The organism is Parabacteroides sp. AM08-6 (assembly GCF_003473295.1).
GTDB lineage: Bacteria > Bacteroidota > Bacteroidia > Bacteroidales > Tannerellaceae > Parabacteroides.
Map to the genome: position 1 here is coordinate 253031 of NZ_QRMP01000001.1, position 21314 is coordinate 274344.

At 41.6% G+C, this 21314-nt stretch carries 15 protein-coding genes; 13 read left to right on the top strand and 2 right to left on the bottom strand.

The annotated features are described in order from the left end of the window. Positions 1-49 precede the first annotated feature (49 nt). Positions 50-1897, bottom strand: coding sequence for a ChbG/HpnK family deacetylase (locus tag DW103_RS01020; protein ID WP_122273800.1), 1848 nt, complete (start codon positions 1895-1897; stop codon positions 50-52). Between the two features lie 261 nt (positions 1898-2158). On the opposite strand from DW103_RS01020, the gene DW103_RS01025 reads away from it, so the two are divergent. From DW103_RS01025 to DW103_RS01045, 5 genes are all read left to right on the top strand, one after another. Beyond that, entirely contained in the window at positions 2159-3673 is a 1515-nt protein-coding gene (locus DW103_RS01025) for a 4Fe-4S binding protein (protein ID WP_122273801.1), read from the top strand. Positions 3674-3685: 12 nt separating this feature from the next. Beyond that, a complete protein-coding gene (locus DW103_RS01030) occupies positions 3686-5077 on the top strand; it encodes an aldo/keto reductase (protein ID WP_122273802.1) in 1392 nt (463 codons plus the stop codon). 147 nt (positions 5078-5224) lie between these two features. Then, positions 5225-5782, top strand: a complete 558-nt coding sequence (locus tag DW103_RS01035) for a hypothetical protein (protein ID WP_233545577.1) — start codon at positions 5225-5227, stop codon at positions 5780-5782. Between the two features lie 126 nt (positions 5783-5908). Next, positions 5909-7240, top strand: coding sequence for a PhoH family protein (locus tag DW103_RS01040; RefSeq protein ID WP_122273804.1), 1332 nt, complete (start codon positions 5909-5911; stop codon positions 7238-7240). A gap of 96 nt (positions 7241-7336) precedes the next feature. Then, positions 7337-10126, top strand: coding sequence for an alpha-L-rhamnosidase (locus DW103_RS01045; RefSeq protein WP_122273805.1), 2790 nt, complete (start codon positions 7337-7339; stop codon positions 10124-10126). 112 nt (positions 10127-10238) lie between these two features. Here the strand turns inward: DW103_RS01045 and DW103_RS01050 are convergent, their stop codons facing one another. After that, entirely contained in the window at positions 10239-10745 is a 507-nt protein-coding gene (locus tag DW103_RS01050) for a GNAT family N-acetyltransferase (RefSeq protein WP_122273806.1), read from the bottom strand. Positions 10746-10901: 156 nt separating this feature from the next. Between DW103_RS01050 and DW103_RS01055 the strand changes: the two genes are divergently transcribed. From DW103_RS01055 to DW103_RS01090, 8 genes are all read left to right on the top strand, one after another. Beyond that, positions 10902-11492, top strand: coding sequence for a hypothetical protein (locus DW103_RS01055; RefSeq protein ID WP_122273807.1), 591 nt, complete (start codon positions 10902-10904; stop codon positions 11490-11492). Between the two features lie 2 nt (positions 11493-11494). After that, on the top strand, positions 11495-12364 hold the full coding sequence (locus tag DW103_RS01060) for a DUF2764 domain-containing protein (RefSeq protein WP_122273808.1): 870 nt from the start codon (positions 11495-11497) through the stop codon (positions 12362-12364). 165 nt (positions 12365-12529) lie between these two features. Continuing rightward, on the top strand, positions 12530-14287 hold the full coding sequence (locus DW103_RS01065; protein WP_122273809.1) for a V-type ATP synthase subunit A: 1758 nt from the start codon (positions 12530-12532) through the stop codon (positions 14285-14287). Positions 14288-14296: 9 nt separating this feature from the next. Then, positions 14297-15616 (top strand): V-type ATP synthase subunit B, encoded by a 1320-nt coding sequence (locus tag DW103_RS01070; RefSeq protein ID WP_122273810.1) that lies wholly within the window; start codon positions 14297-14299, stop codon positions 15614-15616. Positions 15617-15732: 116 nt separating this feature from the next. Further along, entirely contained in the window at positions 15733-16356 is a 624-nt protein-coding gene (locus DW103_RS01075; RefSeq protein ID WP_122273811.1) for a V-type ATP synthase subunit D, read from the top strand. Beyond that, on the top strand, positions 16353-18173 hold the full coding sequence (locus DW103_RS01080) for a V-type ATP synthase subunit I (RefSeq protein WP_122273812.1): 1821 nt from the start codon (positions 16353-16355) through the stop codon (positions 18171-18173). The genes DW103_RS01075 and DW103_RS01080 overlap by 4 nt, the downstream gene beginning before the upstream one ends. An 81-nt stretch (positions 18174-18254) precedes the next feature. Next, positions 18255-18707, top strand: coding sequence for an ATPase (locus DW103_RS01085; RefSeq protein WP_122273813.1), 453 nt, complete (start codon positions 18255-18257; stop codon positions 18705-18707). A 142-nt stretch (positions 18708-18849) separates the two neighbouring features. Then, positions 18850-21297 carry a DPP IV N-terminal domain-containing protein gene (locus DW103_RS01090; protein ID WP_122273814.1) on the top strand — a complete coding sequence of 816 codons (2448 nt, stop codon included), beginning with the start codon at positions 18850-18852 and terminating at the stop codon, positions 21295-21297. Positions 21298-21314 lie beyond the last annotated feature (17 nt).

A 21314-nucleotide genomic window follows, 5' to 3' on the forward strand; every position in this document is an offset into this window, starting at 1 on the left:
TCGAACGTGAAACGAATCAGACATAATAAGTTTCCTTTTGCATAGTTGCTTACAAGCAAGGCAACAGATGTTTCCAAATTAAATTAAGCTCCGCTTGCATATCTCCGATATGTGCGGTTGCAACAATTACGGCATCTTTTTCCGGCAATATAATAATGTATTGGCCGTCTGCTCCGTCTGCCCGGACACCATTATGGCGACAGCGCCACATTTGATAACCGTATCCTTGCAACCAATCACTGTCTTTGGGCTTCATTTTCAGGTTCTCCGGACGTGTACCTGAAGGATAAGAGGCTATTTTGGAAGTGGTTGCTTCATCTATCCAGGAAACGGGAAGCAATTGTTTGCCATTCCATTCTCCCTTTTGCAGGAAGAATTGTCCCATTTTGGCAAGGTCTTCCGTTTTCAGAAACAGTCCCCAACCCCCACAATTGATGCCTTGAGGACTTTCCTGCCAGTATGCGCCGGTGATACCTAACGGACGGAACAACCGGGGAGATAAATAATCGATTACTTTTTGTCCGGTTACTTTTTGGATAATGGCGGAAAGCATGTAAGTTCCGACACTGTTGTACACAAAATAGCTTCCCGGTTCATGCTCGACAGGTGTGGCAAGGAATGCTTGTACCCAATCGGCATCTTTTTGTCTTTGTATCTGTCCCGTCGGGTCTGTATCATGTCCACACGACATGGTCAGCAAGTGGCGGATTTCCATTTTTTTTAGATTCGGACTTATTTCCGCCGGCAATTTATCCGGGAAAAAAGAGATAACTTTATCGGTCACTTTCAGTTTCCCTTCGGCAACGGCGAATCCGATAGCGGTGGCAGTAAAAGTTTTACTGACGGAATTTAGAATATGCGGTTTGTTTTCGACTCCTTCTCCCAGCCATTTTTCAGCCAGTACATTGCCATGCTGTACAATCATAATACTATGCAAATCCTGCTGTGATTTCTCTACAGCTTTCAGATATTTGTCCATTGCTTTTGACAATTTTCCGGACATTTCAGTACGGGGTAAAGATTTGGTCAAAGCATTGATGCTGATAAGTTTAACTCCTTTTTCCTGAATGGCTTGTTTGACACGCGGACTGGTAAGGATATCAGTGACACCTTGCCGGTCTACAGCCACATCTTCATAGCCGATATGAAAAACGGTTTTCATTTCATCATTATTGAAAGCGGGATGGTCTACAAACATGTACTGTTTGCCCGGTTCCAGTTTATTGATTGCGTTGATGAAGCTGTTTTCTTTTTCTGCCGATGTTTTTTTAGGGCCATCGTAATTTATGTAAGTGTAATTATATTTTTTCATCTGTTCATCACGGTCGACGACGGAAAGGTTGTATTCATCAGCCAGACGCAAAGCCATTTCATATACTTTATCATCGAAACCGTAGCTAAACATGTGTCCGGAGATATGACTGGTCTGCGGAAGATTTTTAAGAGTTGTTTCTATTTGTGCTCTAAATTCTTTTTCTATCTCTTCCAAATTCCATTTGTTTTCTATGATGGCCTGGCCCGGATAATTTGGATTAGGAAATAGCATGGGACGAAAATAACCATTTTCATCTGTCAAACTGGGACAGTGGGTGAGTGGCCGCCATTTCGCATTTTCCCATTCACTGGTCACAACAAGATGTACTCCGACATCCAATCCCGGATTTTCTTTCAGCATTTTGACAGCTTCCGGAAACCAAGCAGCAACCGGCATTACTTCAACGGATTGGGCTATCCCATTTTTATATGTCTCCATACAAGCTGTATTAACTGAATGAAAAGCTCCCATATCGTCGATACGGATTACCAGTGAAGATTGTTCATGCTGAGCAAATGCCGGAATAGTTGATACACATATCATGCATACGTAAATTAGTTTGTTTACATTGTCTATTTTCATAATGAATGAATTAAAATAAAGGTCTCTATTTCAAACAAATATAGATATAAATATGAAAAGTTTATCAGTTTTATGTTTTTTTATTAATTTTCTTCTCATGCTTTATATTTCACAGAGAGAAGTAGAAAAAAAGTTTGTTATCGGTAATATTGGTTACTGATTCTGTAATTCCGGTATGTTCCGGTTAACCGAAATGACATATTTTTGCCTTGTCTTAAATATTTTGAAATTATAAAGTTTTTTAATCAATAAAAATAATATATGCTACGTAAAATCAGACTAATTGTTGCAACTGTGTTTTTTGTACTAATCACGCTATTGTTTCTTGATTTCACAGGAACGGTTCATGCATGGTTTGGGTGGATGGCAAAGATACAATTTTTACCGGCCGTATTGGCATTGAATGTGGGTGTCATCTTTTTTCTTGTGGTACTTACTTTATTGTTCGGACGTATTTATTGTTCGGTTATTTGTCCGTTGGGTATATTTCAGGATACCATATCTTGGATAAGCGGGAAACGGAAAAAGAAAAAATATCGTTTTTCGTATTCGCCTGCCATTTCTTGGTTGAGATATGGAGTATTAGGGATATTTATCATTGCTATTTTAGCGGGTTTCGGTTCGCTGGTTGCATTGTTAGCTCCCTATAGTTCTTATGGCCGTATTGTATCCAATCTGTTTGCTCCGCTTTATCAGTGGGGAAACAATGCGCTGGCGTACTGGGCGGAAAGAGCCGACAGTTATGCTTTTTATGAAACGGAAGTTTGGATAAAAGGACTTTCGACTTTCATAATAGCTGTTGTCACTTTGGTAACACTATTTGTATTAGCTTGGCGTAATGGACGTACTTATTGTAATACGATTTGTCCGGTGGGAACGGTGTTAGGAGTTCTGTCAGAATATTCATTGTTTCGTCCGGTGATTGATACAAAAAAATGTAATAATTGTGGTTTGTGTTCGCGCCGGTGTAAAGCTGCATGTATTAACGGGAAAAAGCATCAGATTGATTACAGCCGTTGTGTCGTGTGTATGGATTGTCTGGATACATGTAAACATGGAGCTATCAGTTATACTTATCGCTTGAAAAAGGTAGAAGCGAATAGTGGAGCGAAACCGGAAAAAGTGATTGCCGGAAAGAAACCGATGGATGAAACTCGTCGTAATTTCCTTTCCGTAACAGCTTTGTTTGCTACTTCCTCTGTTATAAAAGCACAAGAGAAAAAAGTAGATGGAGGATTGGCTACCATCGAAGATAAAAAAATTCCGGAACGTGCTACTCCGTTAGTGCCTCCCGGAGCACAGAGTATTCGCAACTTTGCTTCTCACTGTACAGCCTGCCAGCTTTGTGTGTCGGTTTGTCCGAATCAAGTACTTCGTCCTTCCACGGATTTAGCGAAGCTGATGCAACCTGAAGTATCATATGAACGTGGTTATTGCCGTCCGGAGTGTACAAAATGTTCGGAAGTTTGTCCGGCTGGTGCCATCCTTCCGATTACCCGTGCTGATAAATCGGCTATTCAAATCGGGCATGCCGTATGGATAGAGAAAAACTGTATCCCGTTGACGGATGGTATGGAATGTGGCAATTGTGCCCGGCATTGTCCTGTCTCGGCTATTACTATGGTTGCCTCAAAGCCGGATGATGCCAAGTCTCTTAAAATCCCGGTAGTGAATGTGGAGCGATGTATCGGTTGCGGAGCTTGCGAGAATTTGTGTCCGTCTCGTCCGTTTAGTGCTATTTATGTAGAAGGACACGAAAATCACCGAACTGTTTAAAAACAAAGAATTATGGAAAAGATGAATAAACAGGAAATAAATCGCCGGAAATTTCTGAAAGTATTGAGTGTAGGTACTGCAACAAGTACAGCTGCGTTATATGGTTGTAGTCCGAAAGAGAATTATTCGAAGGAAAGCGGAAATCCCGGAAATGTTCCGGTTGGAGAAATGACCTATCGAACCCATCCCTCCACGGGTGATAAAGTTTCTATATTGGGGTATGGCTGTATGCGTTGGCCAACTATTAAAGATAGTGATGGCGATATTGACCAAGAGATGGTCAATAAATTGGTTGATTATGCGCTAGAACATGGCGTTAACTATTTTGATACATCGCCTGCCTATTGTAAGGGACAATCAGAACATGCCACAGGTATTGCTCTTAGCCGTTATCCGCGTGATAAATATCTTATAGCTACTAAGTTATCAAACTTTTCGCCTGATACTTGGAGCCGTGAAGCATCTATTGCCATGTTTCATAACTCCTTAAAAGAATTGCAAGTCGATTATATTGATTATCTGCTACTCCATAGTGTCGGTATGGGGGGGATGGAGTCCTTTAAAAACCGTTACCTGGATAATGGTATTCTCGATTTCCTGATAGAGGAACGGAAAGCAGGACGTATCAGAAATCTGGGTTTCTCTTATCATGGAGATGTCGAGGTGTACGACTATTTGCTTTCCCGGCATGAAGAGATTAAATGGGATTTTGTGCAAATCCAGCTTAATTATGTAGACTGGAAACATGCAAAGGAAGTGAATACTCGTAATACGGATGCCGAATATTTGTATGAAGAGCTATCTAAACGGAATATTCCGGCAATAATCATGGAACCGTTGCTTGGGGGACGGTTGTCGAATGTCCCGGATCACATTGTTGCGCGTTTGAAACAACGTCGCCCAACGGAAAGTGTCGCTTCATGGGCGTTTCGCTTTGCCGGTTCGCCGGAAAATGTTTTGACCGTTTTGAGTGGTATGACTTATATGGAGCATTTGCAGGATAATATCCGAACTTATTCACCTTTAGTCCCGTTAACAGATGAGGATAAAGATTTCTTGGAAGAGACAGCCCAGTTAATGTTGAAATATCCGACTGTTCCGTGTAATGATTGTAAATATTGTATGCCTTGTCCGTACGGAATCGATATTCCGGCAGTTCTTCTCCATTATAATAAATGTGTGAATGAAGGAAATGTTCCGAAAAACCAACAAGATGAGAACTATCGTAAAGCTCGTCGGGCTTATCTGATAGGATATGACCGGAGTGTGCCTCGTTTACGCCAGGCAAACCATTGTATTGGCTGTAGCCAGTGTAATCCGCTTTGTCCGCAAGGCATTGATATTCCCAAAGAATTGCATCGAATCGACAATTTTGTAGAGCAGTTGAAACAAGAAACTTTATAATTCCTCAATTTCTATCGGGTAAAAAGAAGAAGATACTTTTTTCAAATAGGGGTTTTTCTATATTTTTAGTCTCTTAAATAAAGAGGATGTTGAATATAGATGATGAGGTTGTATTATATATTATTGTTTTTGTCTGTGTTTCTAAATTTGGGAATATTTGCTCAAAACAAAAGTAACGGGAATATCGGTGAAGAAACTCTTTCGATGCAGAAAGATACAATTTTACTGAATGAGGAAACGTTGAAAGCTATTCGGGAAGGAACATTGATTCACATGGAAGGACAGCCATTGGACTTATCTTCTCCCGAATTGCCTATTTTGAGAGATTTTTCTGACTATCTGAAAGCAGATACAACTAAAAAAGCGTTACTGATAGATTCATTGCCTCCGGCTATTTTTGTTTTATACCCGATGGATACCACAGGACATCATATTCGGGGAGTTGTCTATAAACCAATGAATTCGTTGGTCGTAAAAGATCGGATACGGTTGGGTAAAACAACTTTTTATGTGCAGGGAGGGACTCAGAATCTATTTTTGGAAGAAGTAAAAGACGGACAGCGGAGAGGTTCTGTCGGAATTTCCGTAAAAAAAGAATTTTCTCTCGAAAATACATTGCGATATATTTTCTGGAAAAGCGAGCGTGATAAAAGACGTAATCGAAAACGCGAATTTACTTGGAAACATTATAATTCATATCCATGAAGTTGAAAATGTAAGTGTTTGTGAATCAATAATCTTTTGATTTTATCTTTAAATTTTGCCACTCATTTGAAGAATGTATCGGAAATCTTTCTAACTTAGTAGCAATAATCATTAAATCGAAAGATCATGGGAGCAAAGAAGAATTTTGTGCTGGATACCAATGTTATCCTTCACGATTACAAATGTATTGAGAACTTTCAGGAGAATGATATTTACCTTCCTATTGTCGTGTTGGAAGAGTTGGATAAATTTAAGAAGGGTAGTGATCAGATTAACTACAATGCCCGCGAATTTGTACGCGAGCTGGATACGTTGACCAGCAACGATCTCTTTTTAAAAGGTGCCTCGCTGGGGCCGGGGAAGGGAACCCTGCATGTTGTGACCGGCGATAAATATCAGGATAAAATTTACCAATCGTTTCCCGAAAAAACGGCAGATCATCGAATATTGTCGTGTACCCTTTCTGTAGCCGAATCAGAAAAAGATAAAAAAGTGAAGACTATCCTGGTAACAAAGGATGTAAATTTGCGCATGAAAGCCCGTTCATTGGGTATCGAGGTGGAAGATTACATTACTGATAAAGTTATCAATGTCGATATTTTTGAACGTGCACAGGATACTTATGATAATATAGATCCTGATTTAATTGATAAAATGTATTCATCGGTCGAAGGAGTTGATGCGGATTTGTTTGATATCAAATCCAAACTTGATCCGAATGAATGCTTTATATTAAAAAGCGTACGTAATTCTGTATTAGCTCGTTACAATCCGTTTACAAATAAGTTTAAGAAGGTAGAAAAAGGAACGAACTATGGTATCACGCCTCGTAATGCGGAACAAAGTTTTGCTTTTGAAGTATTGAATGATCCGGATGTGAAATTGATAGGTCTGACAGGTAAAGCCGGAACAGGAAAGACTTTGTTGGCTTTGGCTTCGGCCTTGAAACAGGTAAATGTCTATAAACAAATCCTTTTGGCCCGTCCGATTGTGGCGTTGGCAAATAAAGATTTAGGATTTCTTCCGGGAGACGAGAAACAAAAAGTGGCTCCGTATATGCAACCGTTATTTGATAATCTGAATGTAATAAAGGGGCAGTTTGCTCCGGGGAGTGCCGATGCCCGTAAGATTGATGATTTGCAAAAGAACGGACAGTTAGTGATTGAGGCATTAGCCTTTATCCGTGGTCGTAGTCTTTCTGAAACATTTTGTATCATCGATGAGGCACAGAACCTGACACCTCACGAAATTAAGACAATCATAACCCGTGCCGGCGAAGGAACGAAGATGGTATTTACCGGGGATATCCAGCAGATTGACTCTCCGTATCTGGATGCCCAAAGTAATGGTCTGGCTTATATGGTAGATAAGATGAAGGGGCAGGATTTGTTTGCTCATATTAATCTGATAAAAGGTGAACGTAGTCAGTTGTCGGAATTAGCTTCGGACTTGTTATAATATTTTAGATTTTTATATTGGAAGTCTGTTGTTCCAGTGGCTGTTTGATGCTTGAGGACAACAGGCTTTGATATTATTGTTAACAAATAAAATTATATGAAAACCAAAAGTGTTTATTTTTTAGTTCTATTAGTATCCGTCTGTTTATTTGTAAGTTGCGTTGAGGCTGATAAGCAGGATAAAGTAAGTACAACGGACTTACGTTGTCGCGGAATCGTTAATCCGGAAGGAGTGGACGAAGCTGTTTTTAGTTGGAAAATTCAGGCAGATGAAAATAATGTTGTTCAATCTGCATGGGAAATAGAAATAGCCTCTTCACGAAAGGAACTGGAAAAAGGAGTTTCTATTTGGAATTCGGGGAAGATAGAATCGGAGCAACAGCTAAATATACGTCCTGAAGGAGCTAAATTAAAAAATGGGATGCTTTATTGGTGGCATGTACGTATTTGGGACAAAGATGGCAAAATGACAGCATGGAGTAAACCTGCTTCTTTTTCCATCGCTTTAAATACTTCCGATTGGAAATCACAGTGGATTACTTCTACTTGGACGCAGAAAGAGAGTCCGATGCCTTATTTTCGTAAAGTTTTCACAACAAAGGAAGAAAGGAAAAAAGTGCAAAGAGCTGTGGTTTATTTTTGTGGTTTAGGATGCGGCGATCTTTATCTGAACGGTAAACTTGTTGATAAAACACGACTCCTTGACCCGGCTCAGACCAATTATGACCAATACGCATTGTATTCAACTTTTGATGTGACATCTGAATTGAAAAAAGGAGAAAACTGTTTGGGCGTAATTCTAGGTGAAGGATGGTATGGGCAAGGTAAAGTTTGGGGAGGCGGTATGAAATATGGAAATCCGCTTTTTAGACTGCAAATGGACATCTTTTATGAGGATGATTCCAAACAAACAATTGGTTCCGACACATCTTGGCAATGGTATCCTAGCCCGGTACAAAGTGCTAACCTCTATGCCGGTGAAGTGTATGATGCTACGAAAAAGGTGAAAGGCTGGGCGGAAGCAGAAACTCAACTCGACGGCTGGAAAAATGCGGTACAGGCAAGCGGTATTATTCCGCCCCATTTATATCCTCAACTAATGGAACCTATCCGGCTAAAAGAGGATATTAAAGCCGTGAAAATGTGGAAGGATCCTTCCGGAAAATATATATATGATTTTGGCGTGAACATAGCCGGCGTACCGCAAATAACGGTCAACCAACCGAAGGGAACGCGTCTGAAAATGAGAATGGGAGAGATTGTTCGTGAGGACGGCTCAATAGAATATAATACAACCGGAGTATTTGCTACCGGGGTTGCACAAACAGATGAATATGTTTGTGCTGGAACCGGAAAAGAGATTTGGACTCCTCGTTTCACTTATCATGGTTATCGTTATTTGGAATTGTCGGGTGCAGCTACGGAACCTGAATTAGATTGGATAAAAACAATTATTGTTCATACGGATGTTACTCGCAGAGGTTATTTCGAATGTGCCGATTCGCAAATAAACAAGTTGCATGAACTGGCGGTGAGAACGATGCTTAGCAATACGCACGGTTTACCGACAGACTGTCCTCACAGAGAGAGATGTGGTTGGTTGGGTGATGCGCATACCGTAGCCCCTTTTGAGAATTACAATTTTGATTTGAATAATTTCTGGATGAAATATATGGCTGATATCAGCTCAACTTCTTCTGTTTTCTTGGAAAATACTCTTCATCAGATGCTTTATAATACACAATTTTATTTTGCAGATAAGCCATCTGGCATACCTTTTATGATTTCTCCGGGAAGACGTCTTTGCGGAGTGGCTTCTCCTGATTGGGGAACAGCTGTCGTGCAATTGCCTTGGTACACTTATTTGTATTTTGGAAATGAAGAGCCTTTGCAAAAATATTATAAGGAAATGAAGCAATGGGTAAATCATGTAGAAAGTCTTTCATTGAGCGATACACTACCAACCAAGCATATTGTACCGTATGGCTTGGGCGATTGGTGTCCACCGGAAGGAAAGATTGATTGTCCTATTGCTTTAAGCTCGACTGCTTTCCATTATCTTGATGCTTCAATTGTAGCTAAAGTTGCAGCTATATTGGGTCATAATGATGATGCCGGGTTTTATAATGATTTAAAAGATAAAATTGCATCGGCTTTTGTTAATGAGTTTTATGATAAGGACAATAAAACATTTGGAAGCCAGACGGCAAATGTGATGGCGTTGGATTTTGGTTTGGTTCCTGCTGGTGATGAAAGAGCTGTATCTGATGCTATTGTCAAGAATATGAAAGAAAAATATAATGATTTTATGCATGTCGGTATCTTTGGATTGGGACGTATCGGGCAGGCTTTGTCGCGTTTTGGTAATGGTAAAGCAGCTTGGGATATGTTTACTAAAACGGGCGAAAATAGTTTTGCTTATATGTGGACCGATGCGGATGCTACTTCATTATGGGAAATACTTCCGGTAAATGAAAAAAGTAAAAAGGTTTGTTTGGGAGGAAGTTCGCTCAATCATCCTATGCAGGGAGGTTATGATACTTGGTTTTATGAAGATATAGCCGGTATACGCCCGGACGCTTCCGGGCCGGGGTTCAAGGTGATACGTTTTGAACCTACGATGGCTACATTTCTGCCCTGGGCCAAAGCTTCGATTGAAACACCTTATGGTAAGGCTGAAAGTGATTGGACGAATAAAGACAACAAATTCGTTTGGAAAATAATGCTCCCACCGAATACTACCGGCAGTGTCGCTTTGCCGAATGGCAAGGATATAACCGTTAATAAATTATCTTTTGATGAAACAACTTATCCGGTTATTGAAATAAAGGGGGAAACAACCCTTTACCGTTTTCCGTCGGGTACATATGTGATAGAAATCATTTGATTGTGCTAAATAAAAGATAATAAGAATTCCTTTTTTCAAAAACAACGATTATTGAGTCTAAAAGTAATTGTATTTGGATTCAATAATCGTTGCGTTGTGCTTGGATACTATGTTAACTGTTCTTTACATCCATCCGCATGATGTAATCATTCATGTAGTAACCATCTCCAATATGGAAATCCCGTGTAGCATGTTCGTGGAAGCCCATGTGTTTGTAGAAACCTACTGCCGGATTTTGCCGGTTTACATTCAGTTCTACTGTGAACGGTTCCGGATGGATGCTTTTTAAATATTCGATTCCTTGTTCAATAATGTATCGTCCGATACCTGTTCCGTGTAATGCAGGCAATGAATATATTTTCTGAAACTCGTACAAATCCCTATCTACTGTTTCTATGGATAGATAACCGGAGGGTTCTCCATCTGCATAGATTATAAAAAATTGATGATGAAGCTCGTTTATTTGTTTTAACAGATTTTCGGGAGCATACATCATATCGAACATGTAATCCAGTTGCTCGCGCGAAAGAATGGAGCCATAGGTTGGTTCCCAGATTTTTGATGCCAGCTTATTAATCAACGGACAATCTTCAATAGTCGCTTTTCTGATTGAGAACATTTTGCTTTTTTATTTAATTGTACAAAAGTATAAATTATTTAGAACAATTCTTTTTTTGCATTGATTTAATAAATAAGTCTATGTTAATTCGAGGAAAGAATTAACTTTGTACGCGTTTGATACTTTTAGAAAAACAATTTAAAAAAACAGATAGAAATGGATACTAAGATTCAGGAACTGACCGACAAGATCTACAAAGAAGGAGTAGAGAAAGGTAACGAAGAAGCAGGGCGAATCATTGCTGATGCAAATGCTCAGAAAGAAACTATTTTGAAAGATGCAGAAGCTGAAGCAAAGCACATTGTCGCTACTGCCGAGAAACAAGCTGCCGAATTAAAGAAAAATACGGAAGCCGAGTTGAAACTTTTTGCTACCCAGTCTGTAGAAGCACTGAAAAGTGAAGTGGTAAATCTTATCACCGGGAAAATTACTTCCTCCAATGTAAAGGCTATCGTTTCTGATGTTGCATTTATGCAAAAAGTTATTCTGGAAATGGCAAAAGAATGGGCGAAAAAAGAAGCGATTACCATTCAAACCCCGGAAGCAGAGGCCTTGGCCAAATACTTTGAAGCCAATGCCAAAGCCTTGCTTGATGGTGGCGTGAAAATAGAGAAGGTAAATGGTAAAGAAGCTTCTTTCACTATTGTTCCGGCCGACGGTTCTTATAAAGTAAGTTTCGGCGAAGATGAATTCGTCGCATTCTTTAAAGATTTCTTACGTCCTCAGTTGGTGGAAATATTGTTTTGAGTATGAGTAAATATTATTGCTTAATAGCCGGACTCCCCAACATTGCTCTCGATGACAGTAAATTAACCTATTCGATTACCGAATTTAGACAGGAATTGGATGGCATACTGACGAGTGCTGATAAAAAACTGATAGACTTGTTCTTTCTTAAATTTGACAATAAGAACCTGATTGCTTATGTTAAAAATCCGGATTGCGACTTGGATGTGAGAGGGGGAATCACGTATGACGAATTCACTGACTACTTTAGGGCATTGAAGGAAGACGAAAAACTTTCGGAATACAAGCAGATTCCGCCTTATTTCAAGGAATTCTTAGAGTTGTATCTGGAGAGTGAGGGCAAGGAAGATAAGCAGGATATTTCGTGGGAAGACCGTTTGGCAGCTCTTTATTATGCTTTTGCAATGAGGAATAGTAATAAGTTTATTGCCGATTGGTTTGAGTTCAATCTCAATATAAACAATTTGTTTACGGCTATTACATGCCGCAAATACGGTCTTGATAAATCCAAATACATTGTGGGTGATAATGAAGTAGCTGAAGCATTACGCACATCGAATGCACGTGATTTCGGATTGGGCGATACAGTAGATTATTTGTCAGCCTTGCAACGTATTGCTGAAGAAACGGATTTGATGGAACGCGAAAAGAAAGTGGATTTACTAAAATGGCAATGGCTTGAAGATAACACATTCTTCACCCCCTTCGATATTGAAAGTGTATTTGCTTATCTGTTGAAGTTGGAAATGATTGAACGTTGGGTGACATTGGATAAAACGACCGGTGAAAAAACATTCCGTGAAATCGTGAGAGCAATGAAGAAAGGCAGTGATAATGTCTTGGAGGAATTTAAAAGAAATAATATAAAATGAAAGTAGCAAGTAGAAAGTAGGGAGTATCAGTAGTTAGTAGCAAGTAGTTAGTAGTCAGTAGGTGACAAGCGGATTATTTCCGAACCTATCTAGTTCCAACTACCAACTACTGACTACCAACTACCAACTACTGGCTATTAGTTACCAAGTATAACAACAATAATTATGGCTACGAAAGGAATAGTTAAAGGAATCGTTTCCAACCTGGTTACAGTAGAGGTTGACGGACCGGTTTCCCAGAATGAAATCTGTTACATTTCCGTGGGAGGCGTAAAGCTGATGGCGGAAGTAATTAAAGTAATAGGTAAGAATGCTTTTGTACAGGTCTTTGAAAGCACTCGCGGTATGCGAGTAGGCGACGAAGCCGAGTTTGAAGGGCACATGTTGGAAGTTACGCTCGGACCGGGTATGCTGTCACGCAATTACGATGGTTTGCAGAACGACCTGGATAAAATGGAAGGTGTTTTCCTGAAACGCGGAGAATATACTTTCCCCTTGAATAACGAAAAGTTGTGGGACTTTAAACCGCTGGCAAAAGTAGGTGATCAAGTTGCTGCCGGTGACTGGTTGGGAGAAGTTGACGAAAACTTTCAACCTCATAAAATCATGGTTCCTTTTACTTTCAAAGGAGCATATACAGTTAAGAGCCTCGTAGAGGAAGGGGAGTACACCATCAATCAGGTTATAGCCGTTCTGACAGATGAAGCCGGTAAAGATGTGGAAGTCACAATGATACAGCGGTGGCCGGTGAAAAAAGCTATTACTTGTTATAAAGAGAAACCACGTCCTTACAAATTGTTGGAAACAGGTGTCCGCACTATTGATACGGTGAATCCGATTGTGGAAGGGGGTACAGGATTTATTCCCGGTCCCTTCGGTACAGGAAAGACTGTACTTCAGCACGCTATTTCCAAACAGGCGGAAGCAGATATCGTGATTATCGCAGCCTGTGGTGAACGTGCTAACGAGGTTGTGGAAATCTTCACCGAGTTCCCGGAATTGATAGACCCGCATACGGGACGTAAATTGATGGAACGTACCATCATTATTGCCAATACTTCAAACATGCCTGTGGCCGCTCGTGAAGCATCCGTATATACAGCCATGACAATAGCCGAGTATTACCGTAGTATGGGATTGAAAGTACTGTTGATGGCCGACTCTACTTCCCGTTGGGCACAGGCGCTTCGTGAAATGTCCAATCGTTTGGAGGAACTTCCCGGACCGGACGCATTTCCGATGGACTTGTCTGCCATTGTTGCTAATTTCTATGCCCGTGCCGGTTATGTTCATCTGAATAATAACAAGACCGGTTCCGTTACATTTATTGGAACTGTATCGCCTGCCGGTGGTAACCTGAAAGAACCTGTAACGGAAAATACGAAGAAAGTTGCCCGTTGTTTCTATGCTCTGGAGCAAGAACGTGCAGACCGTAAACGTTATCCGGCCGTGAATCCGATTGACAGTTATTCTAAATATCTGGAATATCCCGAATTTCAGGATTATATAGCCAAACATATTTCTCCTACTTGGATTGACAAGGTGAATGAAATCAAAACCCGTATGTTGCGCGGTAAGGAAATTTCCGAACAGATTAACATTTTGGGTGATGACGGTGTACCTGTGGAATACCATGTGATTTTTTGGAAGTCCGAATTGATTGACTTCGTTATCCTGCAACAGGATGCGTTTGATGTAATCGATGCCGTAACGCCGTTGGCTCGTCAGGAATTTATGTTGGACAAAGTAGTGAAAATCTGTCATACGGAATTCAAATTCGATACTTTCCTTGAAGTAATGGAATACTTTAAGAAGATGATTAATATTTTCAAACAGATGAACTACTCGGAATACGAGAGCGAACAGTTTAAGAAGTTCAACCTAGAACTTGACGCCCTGCTGGCAGAGCGCGAGGATAAATAAATAGAGCGTATGGCAACAAAAGCATTTCAAAAAATATATACAAAGATTACCCAGATTACAAAGGCAACCTGTTCGTTGAAAGCAACAGGTGTTGGGTATGACGAGTTGGCATCCGTGGATGGAAAGCTGGCTCAGGTGGTAAAGATTATCGGCGACGAAGTAACGTTGCAGGTATTCTCCGGAACGGAAGGTATCCGTACGAATGCCGAAGTGGTATTCATGGGGAAGGCTCCTTCGTTGAAGGTGGGAGACCAGTTGGCCGGCCGTTTCTTTAACGCGTATGGTGAACCGATTGACGGTGGTCCTATACCTGAAGGGGTAGAAGTGGAAATTGGTGGTCCGTCCGTAAACCCGGTTCGCCGTGAACAGCCGTCCGAGCTGATTGCTACGGGTATTGCCGGCATCGACTTGAACAATACATTGGTGACAGGGCAGAAAATTCCGTTTTTCGCGGATCCCGACCAACCGTTCAACCAAGTAATGGCCATGGTAGCCTTGCGCGCCCAATCCGACAAGATTATTCTGGGTGGTATGGGGATGACTAATGACGATTATCTGTTCTTTAAAAATACATTTAGTAATGCCGGTGCACTCGACCGCATCGTCAGCTTTATCAATACGACGGAGGACCCGTCCGTAGAACGTATCCTTATCCCGGATATGGCATTAAGTGCTGCCGAATATTTCGCAGTACAAAAAAATGAAAAGGTATTGGTTTTGCTTACGGATATGACAAACTATGCAGATGCTTTGGCAATCGTGTCAAACCGCATGGACCAGATTCCTTCGAAGGACTCTATGCCGGGTTCCCTGTATTCGGATTTAGCTAAGATTTACGAAAAGGCAGTACAATTTCCTGCCGGTGGTTCCATTACAATTATAGCCGTAACTACTTTGTCCGGTGGCGACATTACGCATGCCGTGCCTGATAATACAGGTTATATTACCGAAGGGCAGTTGTATTTGCGTAAGGATAGTGATGTAGGCAAGGTTATTGTAGACCCATTCCGAAGCTTGTCCCGTTTGAAACAGCTGGTAACCGGAAAGAAAACGCGTGAAGACCATCCGCAGGTAATGAATGCCGCCGTGCGTCTATATGCCGATGCAGCTAATGCAAAGACAAAAATGGAAAACGGTTTCGACTTAACCGACTACGACAATCGTACGCTTGCCTTTGCCAAAGATTATTCCGAAAAGCTACTGGCAATCGACGTGAACCTGGACACAACCGAAATGCTCGATGTGGCATGGGGCTTATTCGGTGAATATTTCACTCCGGCCGAAGTGAATATCAAGCAGGCTTTGGTTGATAAATACTGGAAAGAATAAGCAAAAAGAGGCGTGAATAATCCATTCGGATGAAAATAAAATTCATTCGAAAGGAATTTGAATTTCATTCGAAAGAAGTTTAGGTTCCATTCGAAAGGAAAATAAAACGATAAAATATGGCAATAAAGTTTCAATATAATAAGACCTCTCTTCAGCAACTGGAGAAGCAACTGAAGATGCGTGAGCGTTCCCTGCCGACCATTAAAAGCAAGGAAAGTGCTTTGCGTATTGAAGTGAAGCGAACCAAGGATGAAGTAACAAAATTGGAACTTCAGCTGGAAGAAGAAATACAGAGCTATGAGGATATGGTTGCTTTGTGGAATGAGTTTAATCCAGAACTGATTGCAGTGAAGGATGTTTTGCTCTCCACAAAGAAGATAGCCGGTGTGGTAGTACCTGTATTGAATGAGATACAGTTTGAAATCGGACATTACAGTCTTTTCAACGCCCCGGCCTGGTTTACCGATGGTATCGAGCTGCTGAAAAAGTTAGCACGTACCGGTATCGAAGCCGAGTTCTCAGGTATGAAGCTGGAGTTATTGGAGCATGCACGGAAGAAGACAACTCAAAAGGTGAACCTTTTTGAGAAAGTACAGATACCGGGCTATAGGGATGCGATTCGAAAAGTGAAACGATTTATGGAGGACGAAGAAAGTCTGTCCAAATCGTCACAGAAAATCATGCGGGCAAATCAGGAAAAGCGTAAAGCGAAAGAAGAAATAGAGGAGGTTGGAGCATGATAGTAAAGATGAATAAATATGCCTTTATGGTATATTACCGGGAATATGATACATTTCTGGAAACCCTTCGGAATTTGGGCGTTCTCCATGTAAAGGAAACCAATTCTATTCTGGATAATGCGGAATTACAGGCTTTGCTTGCTGAACGCAAACGTGTGAATTTGGCACTTCGTTTCTGCAAAAGCTTGAATGCACAGGACAAAAGCGTCACGTTAGCTCCGGGACGAGAACTGACAAAAGAAGCCGGTTTGAAACTGCTGGGCAAGTTGGAGGAAATGCAGAATAAAAAAGTACAGTTGCAGGCCACCGAAGCCTCACTGGAAAAGGATATCGCCTATATGGAAATATGGGGAGAGTTCAGTTATGCCAACATCAACCGCTTGAAAAGAGCGGGATACGATGTTACTTTTTTCAGCTGTCCGACTTCCAAATATGAGCCTAAATGGGGAGAAGAATATAATGCCTTTCTGGTGAATAACTATCAATCGGTTACCTATTTCGTAACAGTTACAAAAACAGGAACTGCTATTAATATAGATGCCGAACGTCCGAAGATGCCTGACCGTGGTCTGGCAAAACTGCATCTTGCCTATGAGCAATTGCGGGAAAACTTCAAGGTTCTGGACAAGCAGATGAAAGAGTTTGCCGCCGCCCAATATAATACACTGATAGAACTGGATAAGAATATCCAAAACGAATTCAATCTGTCGAATACGTTGGTGCAGACAGACCGTGAAGCCGGCGATAAACTGATGCTTCTGGAAGGTTTTGTTCCGGCAGAAGATGCTCCGGTTATGGAAGAGACACTCGAAAAGGATGGTTACTATTTCCAACAACTGGATATCCTGGATGACGAAAAGGTACCAATCAAACTGAAGAATAATAAGTTTACCAAGCTATATGAGCCAATTACCAGAATGTTTTCGTTGCCGAACTATTCAGAGTTCGACCCGACTCCTTTCTTTGCTCCATTCTTTATGCTGTTTTTCGGATTATGTTTCGGGGATGGCGGATACGGCTTGTTGGTATTGATAGTTTGTACTATTTTGAAACGAAAAGTCAATCCGGACTTCAAACCCTATCTGACTTTGTTTCAGTTTTTCGGATTGGCGGCATTGATTGTAGGTTCATGTACGGGTTCTTTCTTCGGTATCGAACTGGCGAAAGTTCCGGCTTTCTCTGCTGTGAAAGACTATTTTGTGAATAGTGACAATCTGATGACATTCTCTATAATCATCGGTTTGGTACAAATTATATTCGGGAAAGTGGTTGCTGCCCTGAAAACCATGTCGCAGAAGGGAACGAAATACGGGATTGCCCCGCTTGCGTGGGTGTTTATCATCATCGCTCTCTGTTGTTTTTTCGGTTTACCGATGCTACATGTACAACTGTCTGATATGGTTAAAAACATTTTTATGGGAATAGCGGCAATCGGTTTGTTGGTAGCGTTCCTTTATAATTCTCCTGGAAAGAATATATTCCTAAACTTCGGTACAGGTTTATGGAATACTTATAATGTAGCTTCCGGACTGTTGGGAGACACATTATCCTATATCCGTTTATTTGCTATCGGCTTGACTGGGGCTATTTTGGGTGGCGTGTTCAACTCGTTGGCTGTCGATATGACGGAAGGCATGAATGTGGTGTTGCGTGCGATTTGTATGCTGCTGATTTTATTAATCGGGCATTCAATCAATATCGGACTTTGTACGATTAGTTCGCTGGTTCACCCGTTGCGTCTTATCTTTGTGGAATATTATAAGAATGCCGAATTTGAAGGAGGCGGTAAAGAATATAAACCGTTCAAAAAGGCATAGTTTCAAGAACGCTTGAAATCATTTTTGAAAACAAGTAAATTAAATAATAACAAAAGAATAAATTAAAAAACAAATTTCATTATGGAACCAATTTTATTAGCTTATTTAGGTATTGCATTCATGACAGGTTTAACCTTCATCGGCAGTAGTTATGGTGTAACAATCTGCGGTAGCGCAGTCGTAGGTGCAATGAAGAAAAACCCGGATGCGATGGGTACTTATATAGCCTTGAGTGCATTGCCTTCTTCACAAGGTCTGTACGGCTTTGTCGGATATTTTATGATGCAGAAATTTTTAGTTGAAAGTATTACGATGTTGAATGCTGCCGCCATACTCGGTTCAGGTTTGGTACTGGGTTTTGCCGGTTTATTCTCAGCTATTCGTCAGGCCGGAGTGTGTGCAAACGGTATTGCTGGTGTGGGTGCAGGTCACAATGTGTTTGGTACGACAATGGTGATGGCTGTGTTCCCTGAATTGTATGCAATTCTTGCGCTGTTGGTTGTTATCTTGATTGGTAATGCTCTTCCGGTTTAAATAGAAGTTGCTCTTAAGAGACACTGACGACGCTGAGAGCGTAAACTTATGTTGTTGAAATCAGCATAAGTTTCGTTTTCAGCGTCGTTTCTGTCCTTTAAATAGTCCGATTTGATTATGATATTCATTTAAAACGTCAAATATGAAAAAACAATTGTTACTCATTTTAGCCTGTTCAGGATTGCTGGCGTCTTCAGGCATACATGGCCAGCAGGTGCAGTCTGATTGGTTGGCCGGTTATACACAGGCACAGCGGTTCACCAAGGAGAAGCTGAATACGATGTTATTTTCGACCACAGTCGACCCGCATTGGTTCCAAAAAGGAAACTGTTTCTGGTATTCATACAAAACCAGTAATGGTAATTGTTGGTATGTGGTAAACCCGGCGGCAAAGACCAAACGTCCGTTGTTTGATATGGATGCGATAGCTGCACAAATTACTGAAATAGTGAAAGACCCCTTTACGGCACAGCATCTTCCGATTCAAAAGCTGGAAGCACAAGAGGACGGACGCACGTTTACTTTTCAGATAACCTCTTCGCAGGACGCCAAAAAGGATACGACAGACAAAAAAGAAAACAAGAATAAGAAAGAAGTCTTCTATTTCTCCTATGATTATCCGACCCGTAAACTGACTTGGATGGAAGAGAAGAAGAAAGATACCGAATATCCCAACTGGGCAACTTTCTCACCCGATGGTAAGACGATCGTTTACGCCAAAGACCTAAATCTGTACCGCATGTCCCGTGAAGACTACGAGAAACTGAAGAAAGATGATAAAGACAGCACCGTTACCGATATTCAACTGACCACTTTCGGAGTGAAGGATTTTGGTTTCGGACAACCATACAGCCTTCTGAATACCGATACGCTTTGTAACGGCAAACGTAAAGGTGTCTGGGGTATCGTTTGGTCGCCGGATTCTCGTTATTTTGCCATAACCATCGACGACGAGCGCGAAGTAAAAGACCTTTGGGTCATCAACTCCATGGCGTCTCCTCGTCCGACCCTTGAGACTTATAAATATCAGATGCCGGGTGAAAAAGAAGCCCCGGAGACGCATCTTTACCTGTTCGATATGAACGATAACAGCTATAAGGAAATCCGCACATCCGCTTTTAAGAACCAGACACTACGCCTGGCTTATAAACCTACTCTGCAAAAAGAAAGGGATATGAAGGAGCGCGGTTATGCCTGGTTGGGAGACAACAACCGTTTCTTTGTCACCCGTTCCAGCCGCGATTTATATCGTATCGACATTTGCTCCTATACAATAGGGGAGGATTCAATCCGTCCTCTTATCCAAGAGCGAATGAATACCTATCAGGAAATGCGTCCACTGGCGACAGTCAACGGAGGGAAGGAACTTATCCAATGGAGTGAACGTGACGGTTGGGCACATCTATACTTGTATGATGGCGAAGGCAACCTGAAAAACCGTATCACATCCGGACCATGGCACGTCGACCAGATTGTCAAGGTGGATGATGCGAAGCGCGTCGTCTATTTCTTGGCAAACGGGAAGGAGAAAGACGAAAATCCCTATTACGAACATCTCTATCGGGCTAATTTGGACGGAAGCGGATTGCAGCAGGTGACGGCCGGAGATTATTTCCACGATATTCGCATGGATGATAATGCGCAGTTTGTCGTCAGCAACTATTCCCGCGTGAATACGATTCCGAAGACGGATTTGTTGGATAATACAGGCCGTAAGGTAATGTCGCTCGAAGAAAGCGACTTCTCCCAACTGCTGGCCGCCGGCTATAAGTTTCCGGAACCGTTTAAAGTAAAAGCTGCCGATGGCGTAACGGATTTGTATGGCGTGATGTACAAGCCGTTCGACTTTGACTCGACACGAATTTATCCCATTATCGACTATGTTTATCCCGGTCCGCAGGTAGAAGCAACCGTTTATCCCTTTACCCGGATGAGCGTACGTACCGACCGTTTGGCTCAAGCCGGATTTATCGTGGTTACTGTAGGCAATCGCGGCGGACATCCGAGCCGTTCGAAGTGGTATCATAATTTCGGCTACGGAAACCTGCGCGATTACGGATTGGCAGACCAGAAGACAGCCATTATCCAGTTGGCCGACCGTTATAAGTTTATCGACATTCACCGTGTAGGCATCCACGGACATTCGGGAGGCGGTTTTATGTCGACTGCCGCTATCCTGCAATACCCGGACTTCTTCAAAGTAGCGGTTTCCTGCGCAGGAAATCATGATAACCGTATCTACAACCGCTGGTGGAGCGAAACGCATCATGGTGTGAAAGAGGTTGTATCCGACAAAGGCGACACGACATTTGTTTATAACATCCGGACCAATCCGGAGATTGCCAGACAACTGAAAGGGAACTTGATGCTTGTACACGGTGACATTGATAATAACGTACATCCGGGAAATACCCTGCGCGTGGTGGATGCCCTGATACGAGCCAACAAACGTTTCGATATGCTTATCCTGCCACAGCAACGTCATGGCTTTGGTGATATGGACGAATATTTCTACTGGCGTCTGGTGGATTATTTCTCTCGGAACCTATTAGGCAGCCAGGATACATCGATTGATATTCCGCAACGATAAATAGTTTAAGAAGCATT